Below are 19,265 nucleotides of genomic sequence, written 5' to 3' on the forward strand. Positions count from 1 at the left end.
ATTTCTTATTTAAAATGAGAGGTGATACTTGACTATTTTGAATTTATTAATGAATTTTTGTATAACTATTTCTTAAAAATGTTAAATTTTTGAAAAATTTTCATTCAAGAAAATATCATGTCGTAAAATAGATATGAATACAAAAAAATACAGAGAAGGAGTTACATATGAAAATAATTGAAAACGTTTACTATACTCCTGAAGTCCATGGTGAATATGAAATCTTTGAACTGGGAGACTTCCAGTTGGAAGAGGGTGGCACGATTCGCAATTGCAAGCTGGCTTACAAAACTTTCGGCAAGCTGAATGAAGCGAGGGATAACGCCATCCTGTTCCCACATATGTACTCCGGAACCCATAAGGCGATGGAGATCTACATCGGAGAGGGGATGGCGCTGGATCCCAGTAAGTACTTTATCATTCTTCCCAACCAGCTCGGTAACGGCCTGTCCAGTTCTCCTCACAATACTCCATTTCCTTTCGATAGGGAAGCCTTTCCTAAGGTGCGGATCAGCGATGATGTCCGGGCCCAGCATCGGCTGGTCACAGAGAAATTCGGAATCAATACCTTGCAGCTGGTGGTAGGTTGGTCGATGGGAGACCAGCAGACCTATGAATGGGCGGTACGGTATCCGGAAATGGTTAAACGGGCTGCGCCCATTGGCGGAACAGCCAAAAACATGCCTCACGATTTCATCTTCACCGAAACCCTGATTGAGGCGATCACCTCTGACCCCGCCTTTCAAGACGGATGGTACGAGGATTCTCAACAGGTACATCGGGGATTGCGCCGCCATACCCGGATTTGGGCGGTGATGGGGTTATGCACGGAATTTTACAAGCAGGAGCAGTGGCGTCGCCTCGGTTCTTCCTCCCTTGACGACTTTTTGGTAGGGTTCTGGGACAACTGGTTTCTCCCAATGGACCCAAACAACCTGTTGTGTATGGCTTGGAAATGGCAGCGCGGCGATGTTAGCCGTAACACTGGCGGGGACTTGAAAGCGGCACTGGGGCAGATCAAAGCAAAGGTATATGTGATGCCTTTTGAAGAGGACATGTTCTTTCCTGTTCGGGACTGCAAAGCGGAACAGGAGCTGATCCCCAACAGCGAACTGCGGGTTATTCCTAGCCTGTGGGGACATTTCGCCATGATGGGGCTATTTGAGGAGGATAGGATCTATATTGATGCTCAGTTGAAGGAACTATTGGCCACTCCTGTTTGAGATAAGTGCTTGTACCCAGCGTACAGAACCGTTGACAGTATAAATTCTGTTAGTCTCAGAAGGAATCAGAGTTGAAACAGCACTGGTTTCTTTTCTTGTGTGCCCAGCATGAGCGTAGCCTATAGCGGGATGGCGTTATTCAAACTGTTTGCCAAATCGTGTACGGCGATAAATACGTTTGATAACCTCTAGAAATCTCCTCTATTCCAACTGAAATTGCTTTTCCACCACGGAAAAAGGATGTTCTCTTTTGCTCGATAGAACGGCAATGAGTAGTTCTCGGGTTCGACTTCGACGTTCATCATACAAACTAATCGTTACGATGGATTTCCCTCCCTTATCTTATCTTTGCCGCGCATTATTTGTATTTGAATGTAGTTAGACTCTGTGTTGGGTTTTGTTACTAATAAAAGCACGTGGAAGGAATATAGTAGATATAGATAAAATGAATTGTTAGGGAGAGATGCGGATGCAAATCCATGTGGTACAAAGAGGGGAAAACTTATGGCTTATTGCACAGCGTTACGGCGTTACCATTAATCAAATTGCAACTGCCAACCAGTTGGCAGATCCAAATCGTTTGGTCGTTGGCCAAGCACTAGTTATTCCAACACCTTTCAAATATCATACCGTCCGTTCAGGAGAGACACTATGGATGATCGCCGGGCGGTATGGAACATCGGTTGAGGCTATCATTCAAGCGAATAGAATCAGTCATCCTCCCCAGATTTATCCTGGAACCGTTTTAGTTATTCCTCCAAGAACCCATCCTGTTCAGCGCGGGGAGACGTTATCTCAAATTGCTCAGCGCTATGGCACTACCGTCCAAGAAATCATGAGGATAAATCAAATTACAAATCCGAATCTCATTCATCCTGGAACGATTTTATCTATTCCCTTTTACAAGCCAGCTATTGAGGTAAACGCTTTTACAATTCACAAAGGGGAAGAAGCGGCAAAGCTAGTCCGGGAAGTAGGCCGCCATTTAACTTACATGTCTCCTTTTGCTTACATTATAAAGGAAGATGGTGGACTGGATTCGATTAATGACACCGCGATCATTCAAGCTGCACTAGCAGAGAAAGTGGCTCCCATGATGGGTATCACGAATTTTACGTACAAAGATCCCGGTTCCCGGTTGGCGCGAACAATTCTTTCAAGTACTAATCTGCAAAATCGATTGTTAACCAATATTGTTAATACGATGAAGGAAAAAGGGTATCGGGGTTTAAACATTGATTTTGAAAATGTCTATCCGGCTGATCGCGAGTTGTATAATCAATTTCTGCAGCGTGCGGTTGACAGACTTCATCCGGAAGGGTATTTTGTTTCCACCTCCGTTGCCCCAAAATTCAGCGGCGAACAAAAAGGGCTTTTGTATGAAGCGCATGACTATCCTGCACATGGAAGGATTGTTGACTTTGTGATTCTTATGACGTATGAATGGGGGTATAGACTAGGGCCTCCTCAGGCGATTTCACCGATCCATCAAATCAGACGTGTTCTTGATTACGCCGTCACTGTCATTCCTAGAAACAAAATTTTTATGGGCTTCCAAGTGTATGCCCGCGACTGGCTCCTTCCTCATGTACAAGGACAAGAGGCAGAAACGTTTAGTCCGCAGGAAGCTGTTCAACGGGCGATTCGATATAAAGCGACTATCCAATATGATCAGACAGCTGAATCGCCGTTTTACCGGTATGTCGACAGTCAGGGGCGCACCCATGAAGTCTGGTTTGAAGATGCCCGCAGCGCCCAGGCCAAATTTGACGCGGTGAAGAATTATGGTCTGCGCGGAATTAGCTACTGGGTCCTTGGTTATCCATACCCGCAAAATTGGCTATTACTTGAAGACAATTTTCAAATTCGTAAGATTTTATAAATCTCCTGTTTCAATGAGTGGGAGGCTTATAGTCTAAAAAGAAAAGGAGCAATGTAAACGGAAAATTTCCGATAACATGCTCTTTTTTATTATTCTAAATTCACAAAACTAAATCTTCAATAATCCCCTCGAAAGGCTAGGTTCCTCATGTCAAAAGAATCCTTCCATTTGAAAATGGATTTTATGTTTAAACAGCTGTTTGGCTATCCGAGACGGAAATCCATTACGATTGTGCGTTTGGATAGTTTGCTTAATCGAGTGATCCTTGATCGCATTGCCGATTTGCGTTACGAAAATGCCGAACTCAAGACGGCAAGATGAGCCGATTGGACAGCGCCAAGCAAATCAATATCAAGATTCAGGTGATTCGCCAGCACGATATTTTGATGCTTTTTCGGCATATTTCTACATTTTTTATTTGTTGTTCGTTAAAATGAGGAAGACCATATTTATTCAGATAGAGTGATCATTCCACTTATCTTGTGAAAGTTGCGGTGATTTTGCAACACAATCAAATTTTTGATAAAAGTTCAGAGGTGATCATATTGAAACACTTACAGAAAAAAATCATTGAATTTCGTGATGCGCGTAATTGGAAACAGTTTCATACCCCAAAAGATTTAGCGATTTCGTTAAGTTTAGAAGCAGGGGAATTGCTAGAAAATTTCCAATGGAAAAGCAGTGAGGAAGCAGTTCGAGAGAGTTTTGAAAATATGAAGGAAGAACTCGCAGATGTAGTAATTTATGCACTTTTGCTTTCTCATGAATTAGGGATTGATTTAGAGGAAGCCATTATGGATAAAATGAAGAAAAATGAACAAAAGTATCCAATTGAGAAATCTTTTGGATCGAAAAAGAAATATACTGAGCTGGAGTAGAGAAGTAGTGTATTAGATGATAATGTCGAAAGGCCTTCCTTTCGAAAAAATAAAAAGAACTCAGTGACTTCATGTTGTAAGATAGAGCTTACATTCCGTAAATGGAGGATGAAGTTACAAGAAGGTAAATATCTTAATAATATACGAAAAAAGGAGAGTCAATTTCATTCTTAATTCAAGAGGATTAATTTAGAAAAAGTATGAATTATAGCGGGGGATGCAGCTAAGCTTTTTCAGAAGACATGACATAAGTGCCTGTACATTGCGATCCTAAAAATAGACAGTATAAAATCGGTCAAGTAGGAGGAATCAGAGTTGAAACTGCTCTGGTTCCTTTTTGCTTTTTGTGACAGGATGAGAAGGGGAAAATATAGCCATTTTAAGAGGGGGGACCAAGATTGATACTAATAAGACTCACTATCTTATTATTCTTCCATGTAAAATGCTACATTATTAATCCGGCATTTCGTTATCTTCTCGTTATTCTCTAATTCCTGCATACGCAGGCGAATTTTCTCGAAATCGAATAAGCGTGGGGGGGAAGTGATTGAAGGGAGGGGGGGTATAGTCAGTTAAGCCAAGCGAAGACAAGTGGGTGAAAGTACGGCGTGTCCGTTGCTCCATGGCGCGGCTCTCTTTTTGTAACGAATTCTCATCTTGGTCACCATGCATCTGTCACAATATATGCGTATATCATTCTTTGAGCTACGGCAAATTTTTTGTTTTTATCACATGATTCGACAGGATTCCCTACAAACATTGGATAATATTAGTATAAAAAGACTCGTTTGTAGGATTATAAGGTAATTGAAAAATAGAGAGGAGGAAGTATGAAACATGAACTTTTCCTTGTTCGTTGAAATGTTTTATCCGCTTCTTTTTTTGTTTTTGCTGGTTTTCTTTATCAGATGGATCAAATCTCGAAAGGCTAACTGGGTTGGTTCGTTAGGGGAATACCGCGTTCGCAAAGAAATCGAAATGATTGAAAAATCTTACCCTAGCAAATATAAGGCATTTCATGACCTTTACATTCCGAAAAAGGATGGTTCCACTTCTCAAATCGATCATCTTATTCTATCCGAACAAGGTTTATTTGTCATTGAAACGAAAAATTATAGCGGTTGGATTTTTGGAGATGAAGCATCAAAATATTGGACTCAAGTGATTTACAAACGAAAAGAAAAGTTTTTAAACCCGATTTGGCAGAACAAAGGTCATATAAAAGCTTTAAAGGAATGGCTGGGAGGAGAGGTTGCGCACATCCCTATTTACTCTATCGTTGTATTTATGCCGCGAGCTAAATTGAAATCGGGCATTCATTTCACCCAATCTCATGTCATTTACCCTAAACAGTTAAAACAAGTGCTTGAGAAATATCGGACAAAAGTGATCGATAATGAAACAAAACAATATTTAGTTCAAAAATTAAAGACACTGCTTGTTAAGGATAAACAACAAGAAAAAGAAATGAAAAAACAGCACATTCAATCTATTCAAACTAAACAAAAGTATATCAAAGAACATGTACAACAAAATCAGTGCCCCAAGTGCGGAAGCGCTCTTGTGTTGAAAAAAGGGAAATATGGAAGTTTTAAAAGTTGTAGTAACTATCCAAAATGTAGGTTTACGCAAAAAGCTTTCTTGAACATGAAATAATTCCTTGGGGAATCTGGATGATTTGGGAGTCATACACGACGATATACAGGCTTTCATATTTGAGTTCCTCCCAATGCCTGAAGAGTCACTGAAGCCGAGAATCATTGATTTCCCTGGGACATGAACCTCAACCTTGCTTTGTCAACGGGGGGGGATCTGGTCGCTCAGCAGATCGGAAAGGGTGGTGCGGTCAAGTATGTCAGCCGCTGTGTCAAGGAGCAATGCCAATAACGTTTGAGCGAACATCGCGCTTTTAGCTAACAAGGCTTATAGGTGGCTATGATGACTTAGACTATGGGTGCTAGCAAATCTTCTAGGCGGCGAATCACATCTCGAATGCAAGCACGTGTGGCGGTATGCGAAGGGAATAGCTACCGTGCTCCTTCGCTTGCTTTTGATATATCCGTATCTTTAATTACAGGAGAATTTGCTCCAGATAATTGACGGGCATGAGGGTAGCGGCTGCAATGCCGCTGACTACTAACACCCAATCAGATGGCTCGTCTAATACCAACATATTCCTCTTTTCTCGAAAGTTTCAATCCATCATCTTCTACCTGAAAGTGTAGAGCAAAATAGCCGCAATGGAATCAGTGTATTCCTGATTAATCCGATTTATTTATTAAGTACATATTTAAAATAGATTTGCTGGTTGAATGCAGCATAAGTGTATATGTCTATCGCTAGGCAAGTGTCTCATAAGAATTCGATACTGTTTGGCGGAAGGAAAAATTTTTTACAGAATGGGTTGACAAAAGGAAGAAAGGACAGGTACGATGTAAATAAAGTTATATATCATTGTATTCCGATTAATTTAGTATGAATTATTTAGCTGACTGGATCACCAGAGGCCCTCTGACTTGTGGCAATCCTGCCGGAAGGGGAGGGCCTTTTATTGGCAGAGGGGGGATCGGTTTGGAACAATTTATTCACATTCCAAGTGGAAATACGAAATTGGCGGCAACGATTCATTATCCTGCCCAGCGGCAGACTGCGGAAAGATATCCGCTCATCATAATCTGTCACGGATTTCTAAGTACGCGGATCGGGGTCGATCGGCTATTTGTACAGACCGCGCGCCATCTTGCGGAACACGGATCCATCGTGGTGCGTTTCGATTATGGAGGCTGCGGCGAGAGTAGCGGAGACTACGGAAAGTTGGAAATGGATGATCTGATTCAACAAACCAAGGATGTGATTGATTCAGTTTTGTCATTGGAACTGGTGGACCAGAGGCGACTGACGCTGTTGGGGCATAGTCTGGGTGGAGCGGTGGCGCTGTTAACCGCTGTGGCGGATCCCCGCGTTCAGTCGCTCGTGCTGTGGGCGGCGGTAGCAAAACCGTTTACCGATATTACACGAATTGTCGGTGAAAATTTGCTCGCATCCTCTCCAGATGGAGGGGTGGATTATTGCGGCTATCGACTTACCCGCCAATTTTTTGAATCGTTGTCCAGACATCAGCCATTGGTTCAGACGCATCATTTTTCTGGAAACGTATTGTTGGTTCACGGAACCGATGATGAGGAAATTCCGGTCGATTACTGCTTCTTATATGAACGGGCATTTCGGCTTCGAAACAAGGGGAAATGTGACAAGGAGGTTATTTTGGGGGCCAATCATACGTTTTCTTCGATCCAGCACCGCGAGCGGTTGCTGCATGTCACAACCAGCTGGCTCGATGCAGAACATCGTGATATGAAAAGATCCAATCAGGTGATTTGAGTAGGAGGCAAGACGTCCCGTATTGAACCTTTTGCATGACGCTGGGATTAAAGTGGATACAAAATGGAGTAAGAAATACATACAATCATCTTAAGAAGTAAGTCGATTGTGAGCTCTAAAATGAATAAAGGCAATGGCTGAAAAGGGGGATGGCACTCATAGCATGAATGTCACCCCTCTGTTTTTTTCCAACACGCAGATTTTGATACGGATATACACTGGCTAGTATAAGATGAATAGTTACAACAATGGATATGTGAAAAAAATAAAGAAATAGTGTTTGGGGTATTCATCGGCTATTTCCCGATTTTGAGCAGTCTTGAAGGGATCTGAAGCCGTGTTAAAAGGAATTTTTTCTCTTATATTGTCGTTCTTGGTGAGATTGAACTTTAGAACTCAACAAAACTAGAAAAAAGTATTGACAAAGTAAAAACCACTTGTTACCATATATCCAAGTAATCATATTGGAATTTAAATATTTATAACCAGCCTGCTGAGGTTCTCTTAAGTTTTTTGCGAAAAGGGAACTTTTTATTCAAACTTCATAGAGAAGGGGAAATAAAATGGCTCCGAAATTTGTATGCAAAAAACAAGTACTTACTAGAGGGATTTCGATAATCAGCATTGTCCTGATACTGATCATTTGGACAGTAAGTACAAATTTAAAATGGGTGGATCCTGTTTTTCTCCCAACTCCCCAATCTGTTTGGAAAGCATTTTTAGAGTTAATAAGAGACGGATATAAAGGTGCTTCGTTAAGCACTCATATACTAAATAGTTTGTACAGGTTATTTTTAGCCTTAATTTTAGCCTTTTTCACGGCCGTGCCATTGGGAATGTTCTGCGGGATGTCAAAATATATACTCGCGATTTTTGATCCAATTATTGAATTTTACAGACCTCTTCCTCCATTAGCCTACTACGCCTTACTTGTTTTATGGCTAGGAATTGATGATAAATCGAAAATTGCGCTTTTATTCTTAAGTGCTTTTGCTCCTTTGTTTATTTCAACTGTATCTAGCGTACAGCGCGTACCACAAGATCGTATAAATGCAGCATTGTCTTTAGGAGCTTCAAAACCGAAAGTCCTCTTATATATAATTCTCCCATCTTGCTTACCAGACATCATAACGGGATTTCGTACAGCCATTGGCGTTACATATGCTACATTAGTTGCTGCTGAAATGGTAGCAGCTACCTCAGGGATTGGATGGATGGTATTAGATGCGAGTAAATACCTGAGAAGCGATATTGTTTTTGTAGGAATCATTCTAATGGGAGGAATCGCGATTCTTATGGATGGCATCATTAGATTGTACCAGCATATTCAATTCTCTTGGGTCGGAAAACAAGATTAACAAAGTATATCAGGAGGAAAAAGATGATATTTAAAAGGGAAGTAAACACGATATGGATTATTTTGCTATTCGTTATATTTAGCGCAATAACCGGCTGTTCTAGTCAAGAAACATCTACTGCAGCAAAAAATGGTGAATCGCCTCCATCTAGCAGTGCGCCAAAAGAGATTAGATTAGGATACCAAGTTTCCCCAAATGGAGAACTCTTAGCAAAGGCATTAGGTTTGCTAGAGAAAAAGTACCCTCGTATTAAAATTAATTGGATTAAATTTGATTCCGGACGGGATGTTAATAACGCAATGGCAAGTGGAAGCATTGATTTTGGTCTTGTTGGTACTCCTCCCGGCTCAATAGGGATCGCAAACAAATTGCCTTATCAAGTGTATTACCTTCATGATATTATTGGCGAAAGTGAAGCGTTAGTCGTAAAAAAAGATTCTGGTATTCAATCTTTAAAGGATTTGAAAGGTAAGAAAATCGCTACCACATTTAGTTCGACATCTCACTTCAGTTTACTGGGAGCCTTAAAGGCAGAAAACATCAACCCTGAAAAAGATAGGATAACGCTTCTTGATATGCAGCCCCCTGATATTTATGCTGCTTGGAAACGTGACGATATAGACGGCGCTTATATTTGGCAACCTACACAGACAAAGTTAATCAATGAGGGAGGCCGCGTTATTGTTACATCAAAGGATTTGTCTGAAAAAGACATTGTAACTGGTGAATTTGGAATTGTGAATAAAGAGTTTGCGAGAAAATACCCTGAAATTGTAAAAGGCTATATCTCTGTTTTGGATAAGGCGGTGCATTATTATCGGGACAACCCTAAACAAGCATCCCAACTTCTTTCTAAAGAATTAGGGTTATCTCCTGAAGAAAGCTTAAAAACAATGAAACAAATTATATGGCTGGACGCTTCTCAACAAAAGGATTTTTTTGGGGAACCAGAGAAACCGGGAAAGTTAGCCAAAATATTAAAAGATACGGGAGATTTTATGGCTAAACAGAAAAACATATCGTCTTCCCCTAGCCTAGCTGTTTATCAACAAGCTCTATTAAGCGATCTTTACAAATAACATGAATAGAGAGGGAAGTTTATGTATGTAAGCACACCTGTCAAAGCACGTTCAGAGATGCTTAATAATCGCACATTAATAGAATTAAAAAATATTAGCTTATATTATTCAAACGAAAATAACGGTCTTCCTATATTGGACAATATAAATCTTCAATTAGATGTCAACGATTTTGTGTGTTTATTAGGTCCGTCAGGTTGCGGTAAATCTTCTTTATTAAATATATTAGCGGGTTTTCAGAAACCAACTACAGGTGAAGTAATGATTAACGATAAACCGCATACCGGCCCAAGTCCCAATGTGGGAGTAGTCTTTCAACATCATAATCTTTTTCCATGGATGACGATTGAAAAAAATATTGAATTTGGTTTAAAGATGAAATCTGTATCAAAATCAGAAAGAAAAAGACTCGTTTCTTACTATTTAAATCTTGTAGGGCTAGAGTCTTCTGCTAAAATGTTGCCTTACCAGCTCTCTGGAGGCATGAAACAGAGAGCATCCATTGCAAGAACATTAGCTACCGATCCACAAGCTATTTTAATGGATGAACCTTTTAGTGCATTAGATGCCTTAACGCGGGAAAACATGCAGATCCATCTTCTTGAACTTTGGAAAAAAACAAGAAAGTGCATATTTTTTATTACTCATGATGTAGAAGAAGCCCTATTGCTAGGAAAGAGAATTTTAGTTATGCATTCTAAACCGGGGAGAATCGTCGTAGATTTGCAAAATCCGTTATCACAGTACAGTCAATCCGTCCAAGAAATCAAACATTCTAAGGAATTTAGTGATCTACGATATTATTTAATTTCCACTATAAGAAATAGTAAAGCAAATAATACCGTGTTTGGAATGAACCATTAATTGTTTCAATGGTCTAGTAGTTCAATTAAACATTATAGAAATGCAGATTGATGGTTCGATACACCAGTTATTCGAGCGTTTTTTCAACCAACTTAAACGTCTTGTTGATGTTGGGTTTTCAATCTATATATTCAACTTTTCATACTGTTGAAAGGAGCATGTGTATGTCTGAAATTAATACCCATTATTCTCGACCACTCAAGTTTGAAAATCGCGAAGATCATGTAGGCCCACGTATTTTACGACGTCTACCTGAAGGTGTGGAGGAGCGACCGTATTTGTTATTTGAAGTCAGACCATTAAGTCCAATCATAGGTGCTGAGATTATCGGAGTTGACTTGAGAGAACCAATAACTCCTGAGCTACAAGCAGAATTGAACCGTGCACTATTAGAGTGGAAGGTTCTCTTCTTTCGCAACCAAAAAATCACTAGCGAACAGCAGCGAGCATTTGCCCGGCTGTGGGGAGAGTTAGAAGTTCACCCGTTTTTTCCAATTGAAGAAGGTCAATCAAAAGAAATTGTCCGCTTTTCTAGGGATCATAAGCAAGGCGGTTACGAGAACATCTGGCATGCCGATGTGACCTTTCGAGCCAATCCTGCTAAAGCAGCTGTATTAAGGCTGATTGAAGTTCCTCCTATTGGTGGCGACACGCTATGGGCCGATATGGGTGCCGCGTATGACAATTTACCTGACGAGATTAAGGAGCGTATCGATAACCTCACTGCTATTCACGATTTCACCCCTTCTTTCAGCCATTTAATGACACCAGAAGAGTTAGCTATTAAACAGAAAGAATTTCCACCTGTTGAACACCCAGTAGTTCGAACCCACCCAGAAACAGGCCGGAAAACTCTGTTTGTGAATCCATCCTTTACTACGCGAATCGTTGGGCTTGAGCCAGAGGAGAGTGAGCAACTACTTCAGTACCTGTTTCGCCAAGCTCACATTCCTGAGTACCAGGTCCGTTTTCACTGGGAGAAGGACACAGTCGCCTTCTGGGATAACCGTGCGACTCAACATTACGCCGTTTCCGATTATTACCCTCATCCTCGCAAGGCTGAACGGGTAGCAATCGTTGGAGACCGCCCATTTTAAACATTGTTAAAATCATTTAAAACGAATGGAACCTAAAAAGGTTCCATTCGTTGTGTTTGTGTAATTATGAATATGCCGCAAAACTCATTACGGAGTTCATCATTTCAAATAATTCTACTTTTAAAAAATTTAGGGTAAAAAGGTTAGCTAACTATATATTTAAAGAAATCTTTACTAAAGAAACATTAAATTTTTGCGTCATTTGATCGACTGTCTTAACCGATTGGCTATTTCCGGCGTTTTTGTAGACTCTCCAAAAGTTCCAAATGTTTCTACCTTTTCACTCGAGAATAAGATAAATTAAAAAAGAAGGAATCATTTTATCTCCTATCTTCGAATCGAAATGATATCGTGGTGACTCTGAACTGTTAGAATGGAAGAGGGAGTTTGCGCTTGGGCACGGCGTGTGGCATCCAAAAAGTCAAACCAGCTGCGGCTGTGGAACAGCGCGTATCTTTTTTTCTCCCATTCATCGTTGAAACTAGGAAGAAAGCAAGAGTGCCTATGGTCAAGTGATTTCTAGTTTCCTAAAAAACAATTCGGACAATGGTTGTTTCAGTTCCACAACAAGGTTGAGCAGATATTTAATCAGTTAAAGAACGCCGGACTTATGGGTTGAATTATGCGTTCTTATGCAACAAATTTGATTATTTGTTATAATTTTGCAAAATAATTTAAATGAATTTATTTTCTATTCAGGAAGGAGGAGAGCCAATGAGTTGGGTTTTCCTTTTATTAGGAATTGTTTCGGAAGTTTTAGGTACAACCTCTATGAAGATGTCAGAAGGATTTACGAAGTTGATCCCTTCGATTTTGATGTTTGTTTTTTATGGAACAAGTCTTACTTTAGTAACATTAGCACTCAAAAAGATTGATGTAAGTATTGCTTATTCCATATGGTCCGGACTAGGTACAGCTATTATTGCAGCGATAGGAATTTTATTCTTCAAGGAACACTTTTCCTTATTCAAGATGCTGGCAATACTAATGATTATTGTCGGTGTTATTATGTTGAATATAAGTGGAGAAGTACATGGAAAAGAAGCATCTTCATCGTATCTGCAGATAAAAAGGAATGGAAATGGCGAACAGTGACAGGTACTGTTCGCCTATTCATCTTCATAAGGGGCGAAGTGGGGGCCAATCGATCAATCTGTATATAACGTAGTGAACACTCAATTTGGCAAAATCTTGATATATCAACATTTTGCAAACGTAAAACGTCTTCTCAAATAAGATTCTTTACCTCGACAAAGGAGAGAGTGCTCACTTCGTACAGATCGGAATCATTTTACACGACCCCCGAACTTGAAATGTAGAGTTTGAGTTTTTGTAAGCACAAGCAACAGAGGTTATTAAAAAAGTAATTTGACGATGAAAGTTGTCCCCCGACTTGGACGCTTTCAACATCCTTGAGTGAAATAGCCTTTGCAAGGAAATCTTGCTGACATGTACATAAAGAAGATTTGCCATGCAAGAATATTTTCGATGTACACGAGATTTCGCTAACATTCAAACACAATGGTAGAAAAGTATCTTTCTTGTATCCGTATTATCGCAGGTGGACAGATTATAGAAAAGGAGAGCTGTACTATTTCAGTAATCTGCTCTAAAGTGTCTGGCACTACTGATCATTTAATATGGATAAAAGACAACCATCTTCTTCACGAGACGAAGTGAGAGGTTGTCTATTGCTGTGTTAAAGAATAAACTTTTTTCACTTTTTCTCGAAACTGCTCAACATGAACAAACCGGGCTTCGCGAAGAATTTCTTTTCCATCCACATATAAAATCATAACGGGGACAGTAAATATGGAAAGATGTCCTGCGATTGCCGGGACATGATCGGCATTGACCAAAGAGAATTGAATCTTTGGAAAATCGCCCATGACTTCTTTGATTTTGGGCAACAAGGCATGGCATACACTACAATTTGTTCTGGATATATATAAGAATGCTAAATGGTGATTGCTTACAAAATCGTCGACTTCTTCAATGGAAAATAGCTCATTCATGACATTCAAAATTTAGTCTCCTTCCGTAATAAAATAATTTTTTATCATTATAGCATAGCAAATTAGCTATACGAATCGTTGGAGTATGATGTGCTATGTGACTGGTTTGTCCTTGTCGCTTGTGTAATAAGCGAAGTAGGTACGTTTTTACTGTCTGTATGGCGCATTATAGAATATTATACTGATTTTGCTTGGACTAACGTTTGGCTTTCATATACATAATAATTAGTATTAATTTCACAAGTTATCTATCATTCATCGTTTTGTGCCAAATAAACTTTTCGTAAATCAAGTGCCTGTGGATGGTACTCCCAAAAGTAGACAGTATAAGCTGTAGGAGGAATCAGGGGGAATCGCTCTGATTCCTTTTCTCATCTTTTCGTGAATGGCGATCAAGATGTGATAGTCCTCATGTGCTTGTTATTTTACTTGTTTGCATAGATGGTTGATCATTTAAAACCATTGTATACGTTGGCCATGATAATACCGAATGTAATTATGAATCAAGTTTTTTGCATTCTCTATGTTTTTTACCGTTTGTAATTCGTGAATATCTGTTTTTAGATAGGAGAAGAAGTTTTCAATGTAGGCATTGTATATGTTTAGGTGTAAGTTTACTCAAGTACAGTTTGTGAGTTAACGTTATTATCATGATTTTATAGGTATTTACTATTTTCGACCTTTTAACAAAATGTTGTGATAAATCAAAACTTCAAGTAATCTTACCGTTTTGTATATTAAAATAGGAATGAGGAGGGATTTTATGTTCATAAAATTGAAAGTTTACAAAAAGAACGGTCTTCATGTTCGCATGGCGGCAGCATTTATTTCAATGCTGCAAAAGTTAATTCAGAATAAAGAAAAGTTAAAAAAAGCGTACGTTTTATATCATGATAAAAAAGTACAGGTTAACAATTTATTATCTTTAGTTTCCTTAAAAATTGGACAAGGAGAGGAATTTATTCTTTGCTTTGAAGAAGAAGTAGACGAGGAAATTGTTAATCAAATTAAAAATTTCTTTGAACAAACAGATCGAGAAGATTCCCAGCAGACCGAAGCAGATCGTCTTCTCATGGAGAATTCCATCACCCTTCACGAGGCTGTATCAGCCTTACCCAATGGGATCGTTGTTGTGAACAGCGACAATATGATCACCTATGTCAATGCAGCCGCTGCAAAATTGTTGGAAAAAGATCCGCATGAGCTTATCAATCAACGTGCTGACGAAGTGATCCCTCATTCAAGATTGCATAAAGTAATGAAGACGGGAAAAATGGAAGTCGCCAAAAAACAAAAAATCAATCATCATACATTGTTGACAACACGTTCACCAATTACTTTTAACGGAAAAACAATTGGGGCTGTTGCTATATTCCAAGATATTTCTAGTATTGAGAAAATCAGTAAGGAATTAAATGAAGTGAAAGAGATGCAGCAAAGATTACATCTTGTTTTAAAGTCTGTTTCTGATTTAATCGGGTTGACGGATAAAGATGGAAATTTTATATACTGGAACGATGAAATGGATGTTTTGTTAAGTAAATTAAACGGTGAAAAAAATATTCAATCATTCATTGGCAAAAATGTGTGGAAAAATATGAAAGATGTCCAAAAACAGTTTATGAAAGTAATTCAAGTAAGCAATCAATCTAGTTATATTACAAAAATAAACCCGATTATCGTTGACAATGAGTTGCGCGGGACAGTTACGACCATGACTCGTTTCGATGATATTAAACAGCTCCTCGATAAAATTGACCTTATGGAGCAAAGAACGAAATACTTAGAACAGGAACTGTCAAAACATCAAGGATTCGATATGGCATTTCATAAGATCATTGGAAATAGTGAAACATTGAAAGATTCCTTAACCATCGCAGCAAAAGTCGCAAAAACAAATTCTACGGTGATCATTACAGGAGAAAGCGGAACAGGAAAAGAACTTGTTGCTAGGGCAATACATGAAGCGAGTGAGAGAAAGAACAACCCTTTTATTCGAGTGAATTGTGCGGCGATCCCGCCTCAATTGATTGAGAGCGAATTGTTTGGCTATGAAAAAGGAGCCTTTACTGGCGCGTATAAAACACATCGCGGGAAATTTGAACTTGCTAATAAAGGCACGATTTTTTTAGATGAAATCGGAGATTTAAGTTTGGACTTACAAGCAAAAATTTTACGAGTTTTGCAGGAAAAAGAAGTAGAAAGAATAGGCGGTTTTGCCCCGATTCAGCTTGATGTTCGAGTGATTGCCGCTACGAACCGCGACCTCAAAAAAATGGTGGATGAGGGCAGTTTTCGAGAGGATCTTTATTATCGTTTAAACGTAGTGCCGATTCATTTACCACCTTTAAGGGCGCGAAAAGAAGATATTCCTCTCTTAGTGGAGGCTTTCCGGAAACAACTGAATGATAAGTTGGGAAAAAATATCAAAGGGTATGAAAAGGGATTTATTGAGGCTTTATGCAGTTACAATTGGCCAGGGAATATAAGGGAATTGCAAAATGTGATGGAACGGTTATTTAATCTCGCGGATGGAGATATTTTGCTTTGCAAGGATTTGCCTCATTACATCTCGGATCCTCAATTTTTTGAAAATAATGAAGCGAAACAAAAACAGAACTTAACCTTTGGCAGTAAAGTGCTGACTTTAAAAGAATATGAAAAACAAATTTTTTCTTTTGCTTGTCAACATTATCCAAGCTATAACCAGCTGGCGAAAGCGCTTGGGATCACTCATAAAACAGCGGCTAAAAAAGTAAGAGAATATGGATTGGAGCATTTAGTTGGGAAAAAGTATCAAGGAAGTTGATCATTTTTACCAATGAATTCACTTCTTAACATATGAAAACGTATTCATGAAGCGTTTTCATTTTGGCATAATTCTTGCATTAATAAAAAGTGAAGTTTCAAAAGGGAGGAATTTCTATGAAAAAATTAATGAATGATCCCAATCAAGTTGTCAAAGACATGCTGGCCGGGATGGTGGCGGCTCATTCCAATCGAATTAAGCGATTACCGAATACAACTGTCATCGTAAGAAAAGATGCACCTATTCAAGGAAAAGTAGGCTTGGTAAGCGGCGGAGGAAGCGGTCATGAGCCTGCACATGCCGGTTATGTTGGAAAAGGAATGTTAGACGGAGCTGTATGCGGAGAAGTTTTTACTTCCCCGACCCCTGATCAAATTTTTGAGGCAATTAAAGCGGTTGATAGCGGAAAAGGTGTATTGCTTATTATTAAAAATTACACTGGAGATATTATGAATTTTGAAATGGCTGCGGAAATGGCGGAAGCGGAAGGTATAAAAGTAGCGAAAGTGGTTGTTAATGATGATGTAGCTGTGGAGGATAGTACATATACGACAGGCCGCCGCGGTATTGCGGGGACTGTTTTTGTTCACAAAATTGCCGGTGCATTAGCTGAACAAGGCGCGACATTAGAAGAAGTAGAGGCCGTTGCCAATAAAGTTGTGAAAAATGTGAGATCAATGGGAATGGCATTGACCCCATGCATCGTTCCAGCAGCAGGAAAACCTGGATTTGAACTTGGGGAAAATGAAATAGAAATTGGGATCGGAATTCATGGAGAACCTGGAATTGAAAAAACACAAATTCAACCTGCGGATGAAATCGTACAAATTCTCCTTGGAAAAATTTTAGATGACTTAAAACTAGAGAACAACGACAAGGTTGCGGTCATGATTAATGGTCTCGGTGCAACGCCGTTAATGGAACTATATATTATGAACAAAAAAATCTCCGAGATTCTAAAGGAAAAGAACATTCATGTACATGAGACTTTTGTTGGGGAATTTATGACTTCGCTTGAAATGGCTGGCTGCTCTATTTCGTTATTAAAATTAGACGATCAACTAATTGAATTGTTAGATGCACAAGCGGACACAATCGCGTTCAAAAAATAGCAATCTCGCTTTCATACAGTCTGTCATTAGAAGAAATATGAGGAGAGATGATCATGACTTTTGGCGTTGAACAGGCCAAAAAATGGATAATTACTTTTAATGATAAAATCCAAGAAAATAAGGAGTATTTAACGGAACTAGATCAAGCGATTGGTGATGGTGACCATGGATTGAATATGGCCCGGGGGTTTCAGGAAACCGTCAATAAAATTACTTCAGTCAATTATGACGACCTTGGATCTTTGTTTAAAGATGTTGGCATGACGTTAATTGCTAAGGTTGGCGGAGCTTCAGGCCCGTTATATGGAACAGCTTTTATGAAAGCTTCGCTTGCTTTAAAAGATAAGAAGAAAGCCGATGTAAAGGAGCTAGTGGAGGCATTAGCCGCATCATTAGATGGTTTAAAAACTAGAGGAAAGGCGCAAGCAGGAGATAAAACGATGATCGATGTTTGGGAGCCCGTTATTGAATTTTTGACAAACAGTGAAACGATTCAACCAAAAGAACTGTCTGTTTTATCTAAAGAGAAAATGGAATACACAAAAGAGCTAGAAGCCAAAAAGGGACGTGCAGCTTATTTAGGAAAGCGTTCCATTGGTCATATTGATCCGGGAGCAGCTTCATCGTATTTATTGTTTGTTTCTTTGGCAGAAGTGTTTACCGGAGGAGAGTTGTCCTCATGAAATATGTAAGTCTTGTATTAATTTCACACAGCTATGAAATTGTAAGCGGATTAAAAAAGCTCCTGAATCAAGTTCAACCGGATGTGTCTGTGGCCATCGCCGGCGGTGCGGAGGGCGATATCGGCACAAATGCATTAGACATAAAAAAAGCAATTGAATCGGTCTATTCTGAGAAAGGCGTTGTCATTTTATTTGATTTGGGCAGCGCGCTTATAAACGCAGAAATGGCGATTGAGATGCTTGAGAAAAAAGAAAACATTATCATAGCCGATGCTCCGTTAGTTGAAGGAGCCTATGCAGCTGTCGTTGAAGCTGGCTGCGGAAGCTCAATCGAAGAGGTCGTTCGAGCTAGTGAGAGTGCAAAGGAACTCGCTAAATTAAATGACTAACGAGAATACATGGGAGTGAACACAATGATAGAAAAAGAGATTAGCGTAATCATTGAAAACGGCCTTCATGCTAGACCAGCAGCAGATTTTGTGAAAAAAGTAAATCAGTATAAAAGCAAGGTTGAGTTAGTGAAAGGCGAAAAGAGGATTAACGCGAAAAGCATTCTTAATCTTATGAGTATTGCCGTCAAAGAGGGACAAACGATCAAAGTAATCATTGATGGAGAAGATGAGAAAGAAGCTTTAGCATTTGTCGAATCTTTCCTTCAATCAGGTAAAGAATAGTTTTAAACTTGGTTAATTTGGAAGCTCTCAGGGAAAGGAGCATGTGACAGATTATTCTAATCGTGAAGAAAGTATCTCCAAACGCCTTTGCGAATGGAGTAGAGGGTGTAGGGTTACACCCAGTTAAGCTGAATATAACTTAGCAGAGAATAATGTTTAATGAGAATTTTTAACTTAATTGAATATATTAAACATATTCATAACCTGATT

The 19,265-nt window shown here is 39.3% G+C and carries 18 protein-coding genes and 1 pseudogene; 16 read left to right on the plus strand and 3 right to left on the minus strand.

Annotated features, from left to right (window positions below; genetic code table 11):
• The first annotated feature begins 167 nt into the window (after positions 1 to 167).
• The 4 genes from ISX45_RS04695 (at position 168) to ISX45_RS04710 (ending at position 3,983) form a co-directional block, all read left to right on the plus strand.
• Entirely contained in the window at positions 168 to 1,223 is a 1,056-nt protein-coding gene (locus ISX45_RS04695) for an alpha/beta fold hydrolase (protein WP_194520089.1), read from the plus strand.
• 469 nt (positions 1,224 to 1,692) lie between these two features.
• Positions 1,693 to 3,105 (plus strand): glycoside hydrolase family 18 protein, encoded by a 1,413-nt coding sequence (locus ISX45_RS04700; protein ID WP_194520090.1) that lies wholly within the window; start codon positions 1,693 to 1,695, stop codon positions 3,103 to 3,105.
• Between the two features lie 147 nt (positions 3,106 to 3,252).
• On the plus strand, positions 3,253 to 3,426 hold the full coding sequence (locus ISX45_RS04705; protein ID WP_194520091.1) for a hypothetical protein: 174 nt from the start codon (positions 3,253 to 3,255) through the stop codon (positions 3,424 to 3,426).
• Between the two features lie 224 nt (positions 3,427 to 3,650).
• Complete coding sequence (locus ISX45_RS04710) at positions 3,651 to 3,983, plus strand: nucleotide pyrophosphohydrolase (protein WP_181556798.1); 333 nt, start codon at positions 3,651 to 3,653, stop codon at positions 3,981 to 3,983.
• A 425-nt stretch (positions 3,984 to 4,408) separates the two neighbouring features.
• Here the strand turns inward: ISX45_RS04710 and ISX45_RS04715 are convergent.
• Positions 4,409 to 4,640: pseudogene (locus tag ISX45_RS04715) on the minus strand (DNA-binding domain-containing protein); the annotation flags it as partial.
• Positions 4,641 to 4,820: 180 nt separating this feature from the next.
• Between ISX45_RS04715 and ISX45_RS04720 the strand changes: the two are divergent.
• The 7 genes from ISX45_RS04720 to ISX45_RS04750 all read left to right on the plus strand — a co-directional run bounded on the left by ISX45_RS04720 (position 4,821) and on the right by ISX45_RS04750 (position 12,857).
• Entirely contained in the window at positions 4,821 to 5,639 is an 819-nt protein-coding gene (locus tag ISX45_RS04720; protein ID WP_194520092.1) for an NERD domain-containing protein, read from the plus strand.
• A gap of 915 nt (positions 5,640 to 6,554) precedes the next feature.
• Positions 6,555 to 7,364, plus strand: coding sequence for an alpha/beta hydrolase family protein (locus ISX45_RS04725; protein WP_194520093.1), 810 nt, complete (start codon positions 6,555 to 6,557; stop codon positions 7,362 to 7,364).
• A gap of 563 nt (positions 7,365 to 7,927) precedes the next feature.
• Positions 7,928 to 8,722 carry an ABC transporter permease gene (locus tag ISX45_RS04730; RefSeq protein ID WP_181556802.1) on the plus strand — a complete coding sequence of 265 codons (795 nt, stop codon included), beginning with the start codon at positions 7,928 to 7,930 and terminating at the stop codon, positions 8,720 to 8,722.
• A 23-nt stretch (positions 8,723 to 8,745) separates the two neighbouring features.
• Positions 8,746 to 9,801, plus strand: coding sequence for a taurine ABC transporter substrate-binding protein (locus ISX45_RS04735; protein WP_194520094.1), 1,056 nt, complete (start codon positions 8,746 to 8,748; stop codon positions 9,799 to 9,801).
• A 21-nt stretch (positions 9,802 to 9,822) separates the two neighbouring features.
• Complete coding sequence (locus ISX45_RS04740) at positions 9,823 to 10,665, plus strand: ABC transporter ATP-binding protein (protein ID WP_194520095.1); 843 nt, start codon at positions 9,823 to 9,825, stop codon at positions 10,663 to 10,665.
• A gap of 164 nt (positions 10,666 to 10,829) precedes the next feature.
• Positions 10,830 to 11,762, plus strand: coding sequence for a TauD/TfdA dioxygenase family protein (locus ISX45_RS04745; RefSeq protein ID WP_194520096.1), 933 nt, complete (start codon positions 10,830 to 10,832; stop codon positions 11,760 to 11,762).
• Positions 11,763 to 12,476: 714 nt separating this feature from the next.
• The gene (locus tag ISX45_RS04750) at positions 12,477 to 12,857 is read left to right on the plus strand and encodes a DMT family transporter (protein ID WP_194520097.1); all 381 of its coding nucleotides are present in this window, start codon (positions 12,477 to 12,479) and stop codon (positions 12,855 to 12,857) included.
• Positions 12,858 to 13,450: 593 nt separating this feature from the next.
• On the opposite strand, the gene ISX45_RS04755 is transcribed toward ISX45_RS04750, so the two are convergent.
• Together ISX45_RS04755 and ISX45_RS20210 are read right to left on the minus strand one after the other, a co-directional pair.
• Positions 13,451 to 13,777 (minus strand): thioredoxin family protein, encoded by a 327-nt coding sequence (locus tag ISX45_RS04755; RefSeq protein WP_194520613.1) that lies wholly within the window; start codon positions 13,775 to 13,777, stop codon positions 13,451 to 13,453.
• Positions 13,778 to 14,230: 453 nt separating this feature from the next.
• On the minus strand, positions 14,231 to 14,377 hold the full coding sequence (locus ISX45_RS20210) for an IS3 family transposase (RefSeq protein WP_194520614.1): 147 nt from the start codon (positions 14,375 to 14,377) through the stop codon (positions 14,231 to 14,233).
• A 163-nt stretch (positions 14,378 to 14,540) separates the two neighbouring features.
• Here ISX45_RS20210 and ISX45_RS04765 point away from each other — a divergent pair, with 163 nt between their 5' ends.
• The 5 genes from ISX45_RS04765 to ISX45_RS04785 all read left to right on the plus strand — a co-directional run bounded on the left by ISX45_RS04765 (position 14,541) and on the right by ISX45_RS04785 (position 19,055).
• Positions 14,541 to 16,586, plus strand: a complete 2,046-nt coding sequence (locus ISX45_RS04765) for a sigma 54-interacting transcriptional regulator (protein WP_228485630.1) — start codon at positions 14,541 to 14,543, stop codon at positions 16,584 to 16,586.
• A gap of 116 nt (positions 16,587 to 16,702) precedes the next feature.
• Positions 16,703 to 17,698, plus strand: a complete 996-nt coding sequence (gene dhaK, locus ISX45_RS04770; RefSeq protein ID WP_194520099.1) for a dihydroxyacetone kinase subunit DhaK — start codon at positions 16,703 to 16,705, stop codon at positions 17,696 to 17,698.
• A gap of 53 nt (positions 17,699 to 17,751) precedes the next feature.
• Entirely contained in the window at positions 17,752 to 18,381 is a 630-nt protein-coding gene (dhaL, locus tag ISX45_RS04775; protein ID WP_194520100.1) for a dihydroxyacetone kinase subunit DhaL, read from the plus strand.
• Positions 18,378 to 18,770 carry a dihydroxyacetone kinase phosphoryl donor subunit DhaM gene (gene dhaM, locus ISX45_RS04780; RefSeq protein ID WP_181556813.1) on the plus strand — a complete coding sequence of 131 codons (393 nt, stop codon included), beginning with the start codon at positions 18,378 to 18,380 and terminating at the stop codon, positions 18,768 to 18,770. Before dhaL ends, dhaM begins: the two co-directional genes overlap by 4 nt.
• A 24-nt stretch (positions 18,771 to 18,794) precedes the next feature.
• On the plus strand, positions 18,795 to 19,055 hold the full coding sequence (locus ISX45_RS04785) for an HPr family phosphocarrier protein (RefSeq protein WP_181556814.1): 261 nt from the start codon (positions 18,795 to 18,797) through the stop codon (positions 19,053 to 19,055).
• Positions 19,056 to 19,265: the final 210 nt, after the last annotated feature.

The sequence above is a fragment of the Thermaerobacillus caldiproteolyticus genome (assembly GCF_015326725.1).
In the GTDB taxonomy this organism is placed as follows: Bacteria; Bacillota; Bacilli; order Bacillales; family Anoxybacillaceae; genus Thermaerobacillus; species Thermaerobacillus caldiproteolyticus.

What these genes read in the sequence shown, in the direction of transcription:
- dhaL (WP_194520100.1), top strand. Translation starts at nt 17,752, where the DNA reads ATGACTTTTGGCGTTGAACAGGCCAAAAAATGGATAATTACTTTTAAT.
- dhaK (WP_194520099.1), top strand. Translation starts at nt 16,703, where the DNA reads ATGAAAAAATTAATGAATGATCCCAATCAAGTTGTCAAAGACATGCTG.
- dhaM (WP_181556813.1), top strand. Translation starts at nt 18,378, where the DNA reads ATGAAATATGTAAGTCTTGTATTAATTTCACACAGCTATGAAATTGTA.
- ISX45_RS04765 (WP_228485630.1), top strand. Translation starts at nt 14,541, where the DNA reads ATGTTCATAAAATTGAAAGTTTACAAAAAGAACGGTCTTCATGTTCGC.
- ISX45_RS04695 (WP_194520089.1), top strand. Translation starts at nt 168, where the DNA reads ATGAAAATAATTGAAAACGTTTACTATACTCCTGAAGTCCATGGTGAA.
- ISX45_RS04745 (WP_194520096.1), top strand. Translation starts at nt 10,830, where the DNA reads ATGTCTGAAATTAATACCCATTATTCTCGACCACTCAAGTTTGAAAAT.
- ISX45_RS04730 (WP_181556802.1), top strand. Translation starts at nt 7,928, where the DNA reads ATGGCTCCGAAATTTGTATGCAAAAAACAAGTACTTACTAGAGGGATT.
- ISX45_RS04720 (WP_194520092.1), top strand. Translation starts at nt 4,821, where the DNA reads ATGAACTTTTCCTTGTTCGTTGAAATGTTTTATCCGCTTCTTTTTTTG.
- ISX45_RS04705 (WP_194520091.1), top strand. Translation starts at nt 3,253, where the DNA reads ATGTCAAAAGAATCCTTCCATTTGAAAATGGATTTTATGTTTAAACAG.
- ISX45_RS04755 (WP_194520613.1), bottom strand. Translation starts at nt 13,777, where the DNA reads ATGAATGAGCTATTTTCCATTGAAGAAGTCGACGATTTTGTAAGCAAT.
- ISX45_RS04735 (WP_194520094.1), top strand. Translation starts at nt 8,746, where the DNA reads ATGATATTTAAAAGGGAAGTAAACACGATATGGATTATTTTGCTATTC.
- ISX45_RS04785 (WP_181556814.1), top strand. Translation starts at nt 18,795, where the DNA reads ATGATAGAAAAAGAGATTAGCGTAATCATTGAAAACGGCCTTCATGCT.
- ISX45_RS04700 (WP_194520090.1), top strand. Translation starts at nt 1,693, where the DNA reads ATGCAAATCCATGTGGTACAAAGAGGGGAAAACTTATGGCTTATTGCA.
- ISX45_RS04740 (WP_194520095.1), top strand. Translation starts at nt 9,823, where the DNA reads ATGTATGTAAGCACACCTGTCAAAGCACGTTCAGAGATGCTTAATAAT.
- ISX45_RS04750 (WP_194520097.1), top strand. Translation starts at nt 12,477, where the DNA reads ATGAGTTGGGTTTTCCTTTTATTAGGAATTGTTTCGGAAGTTTTAGGT.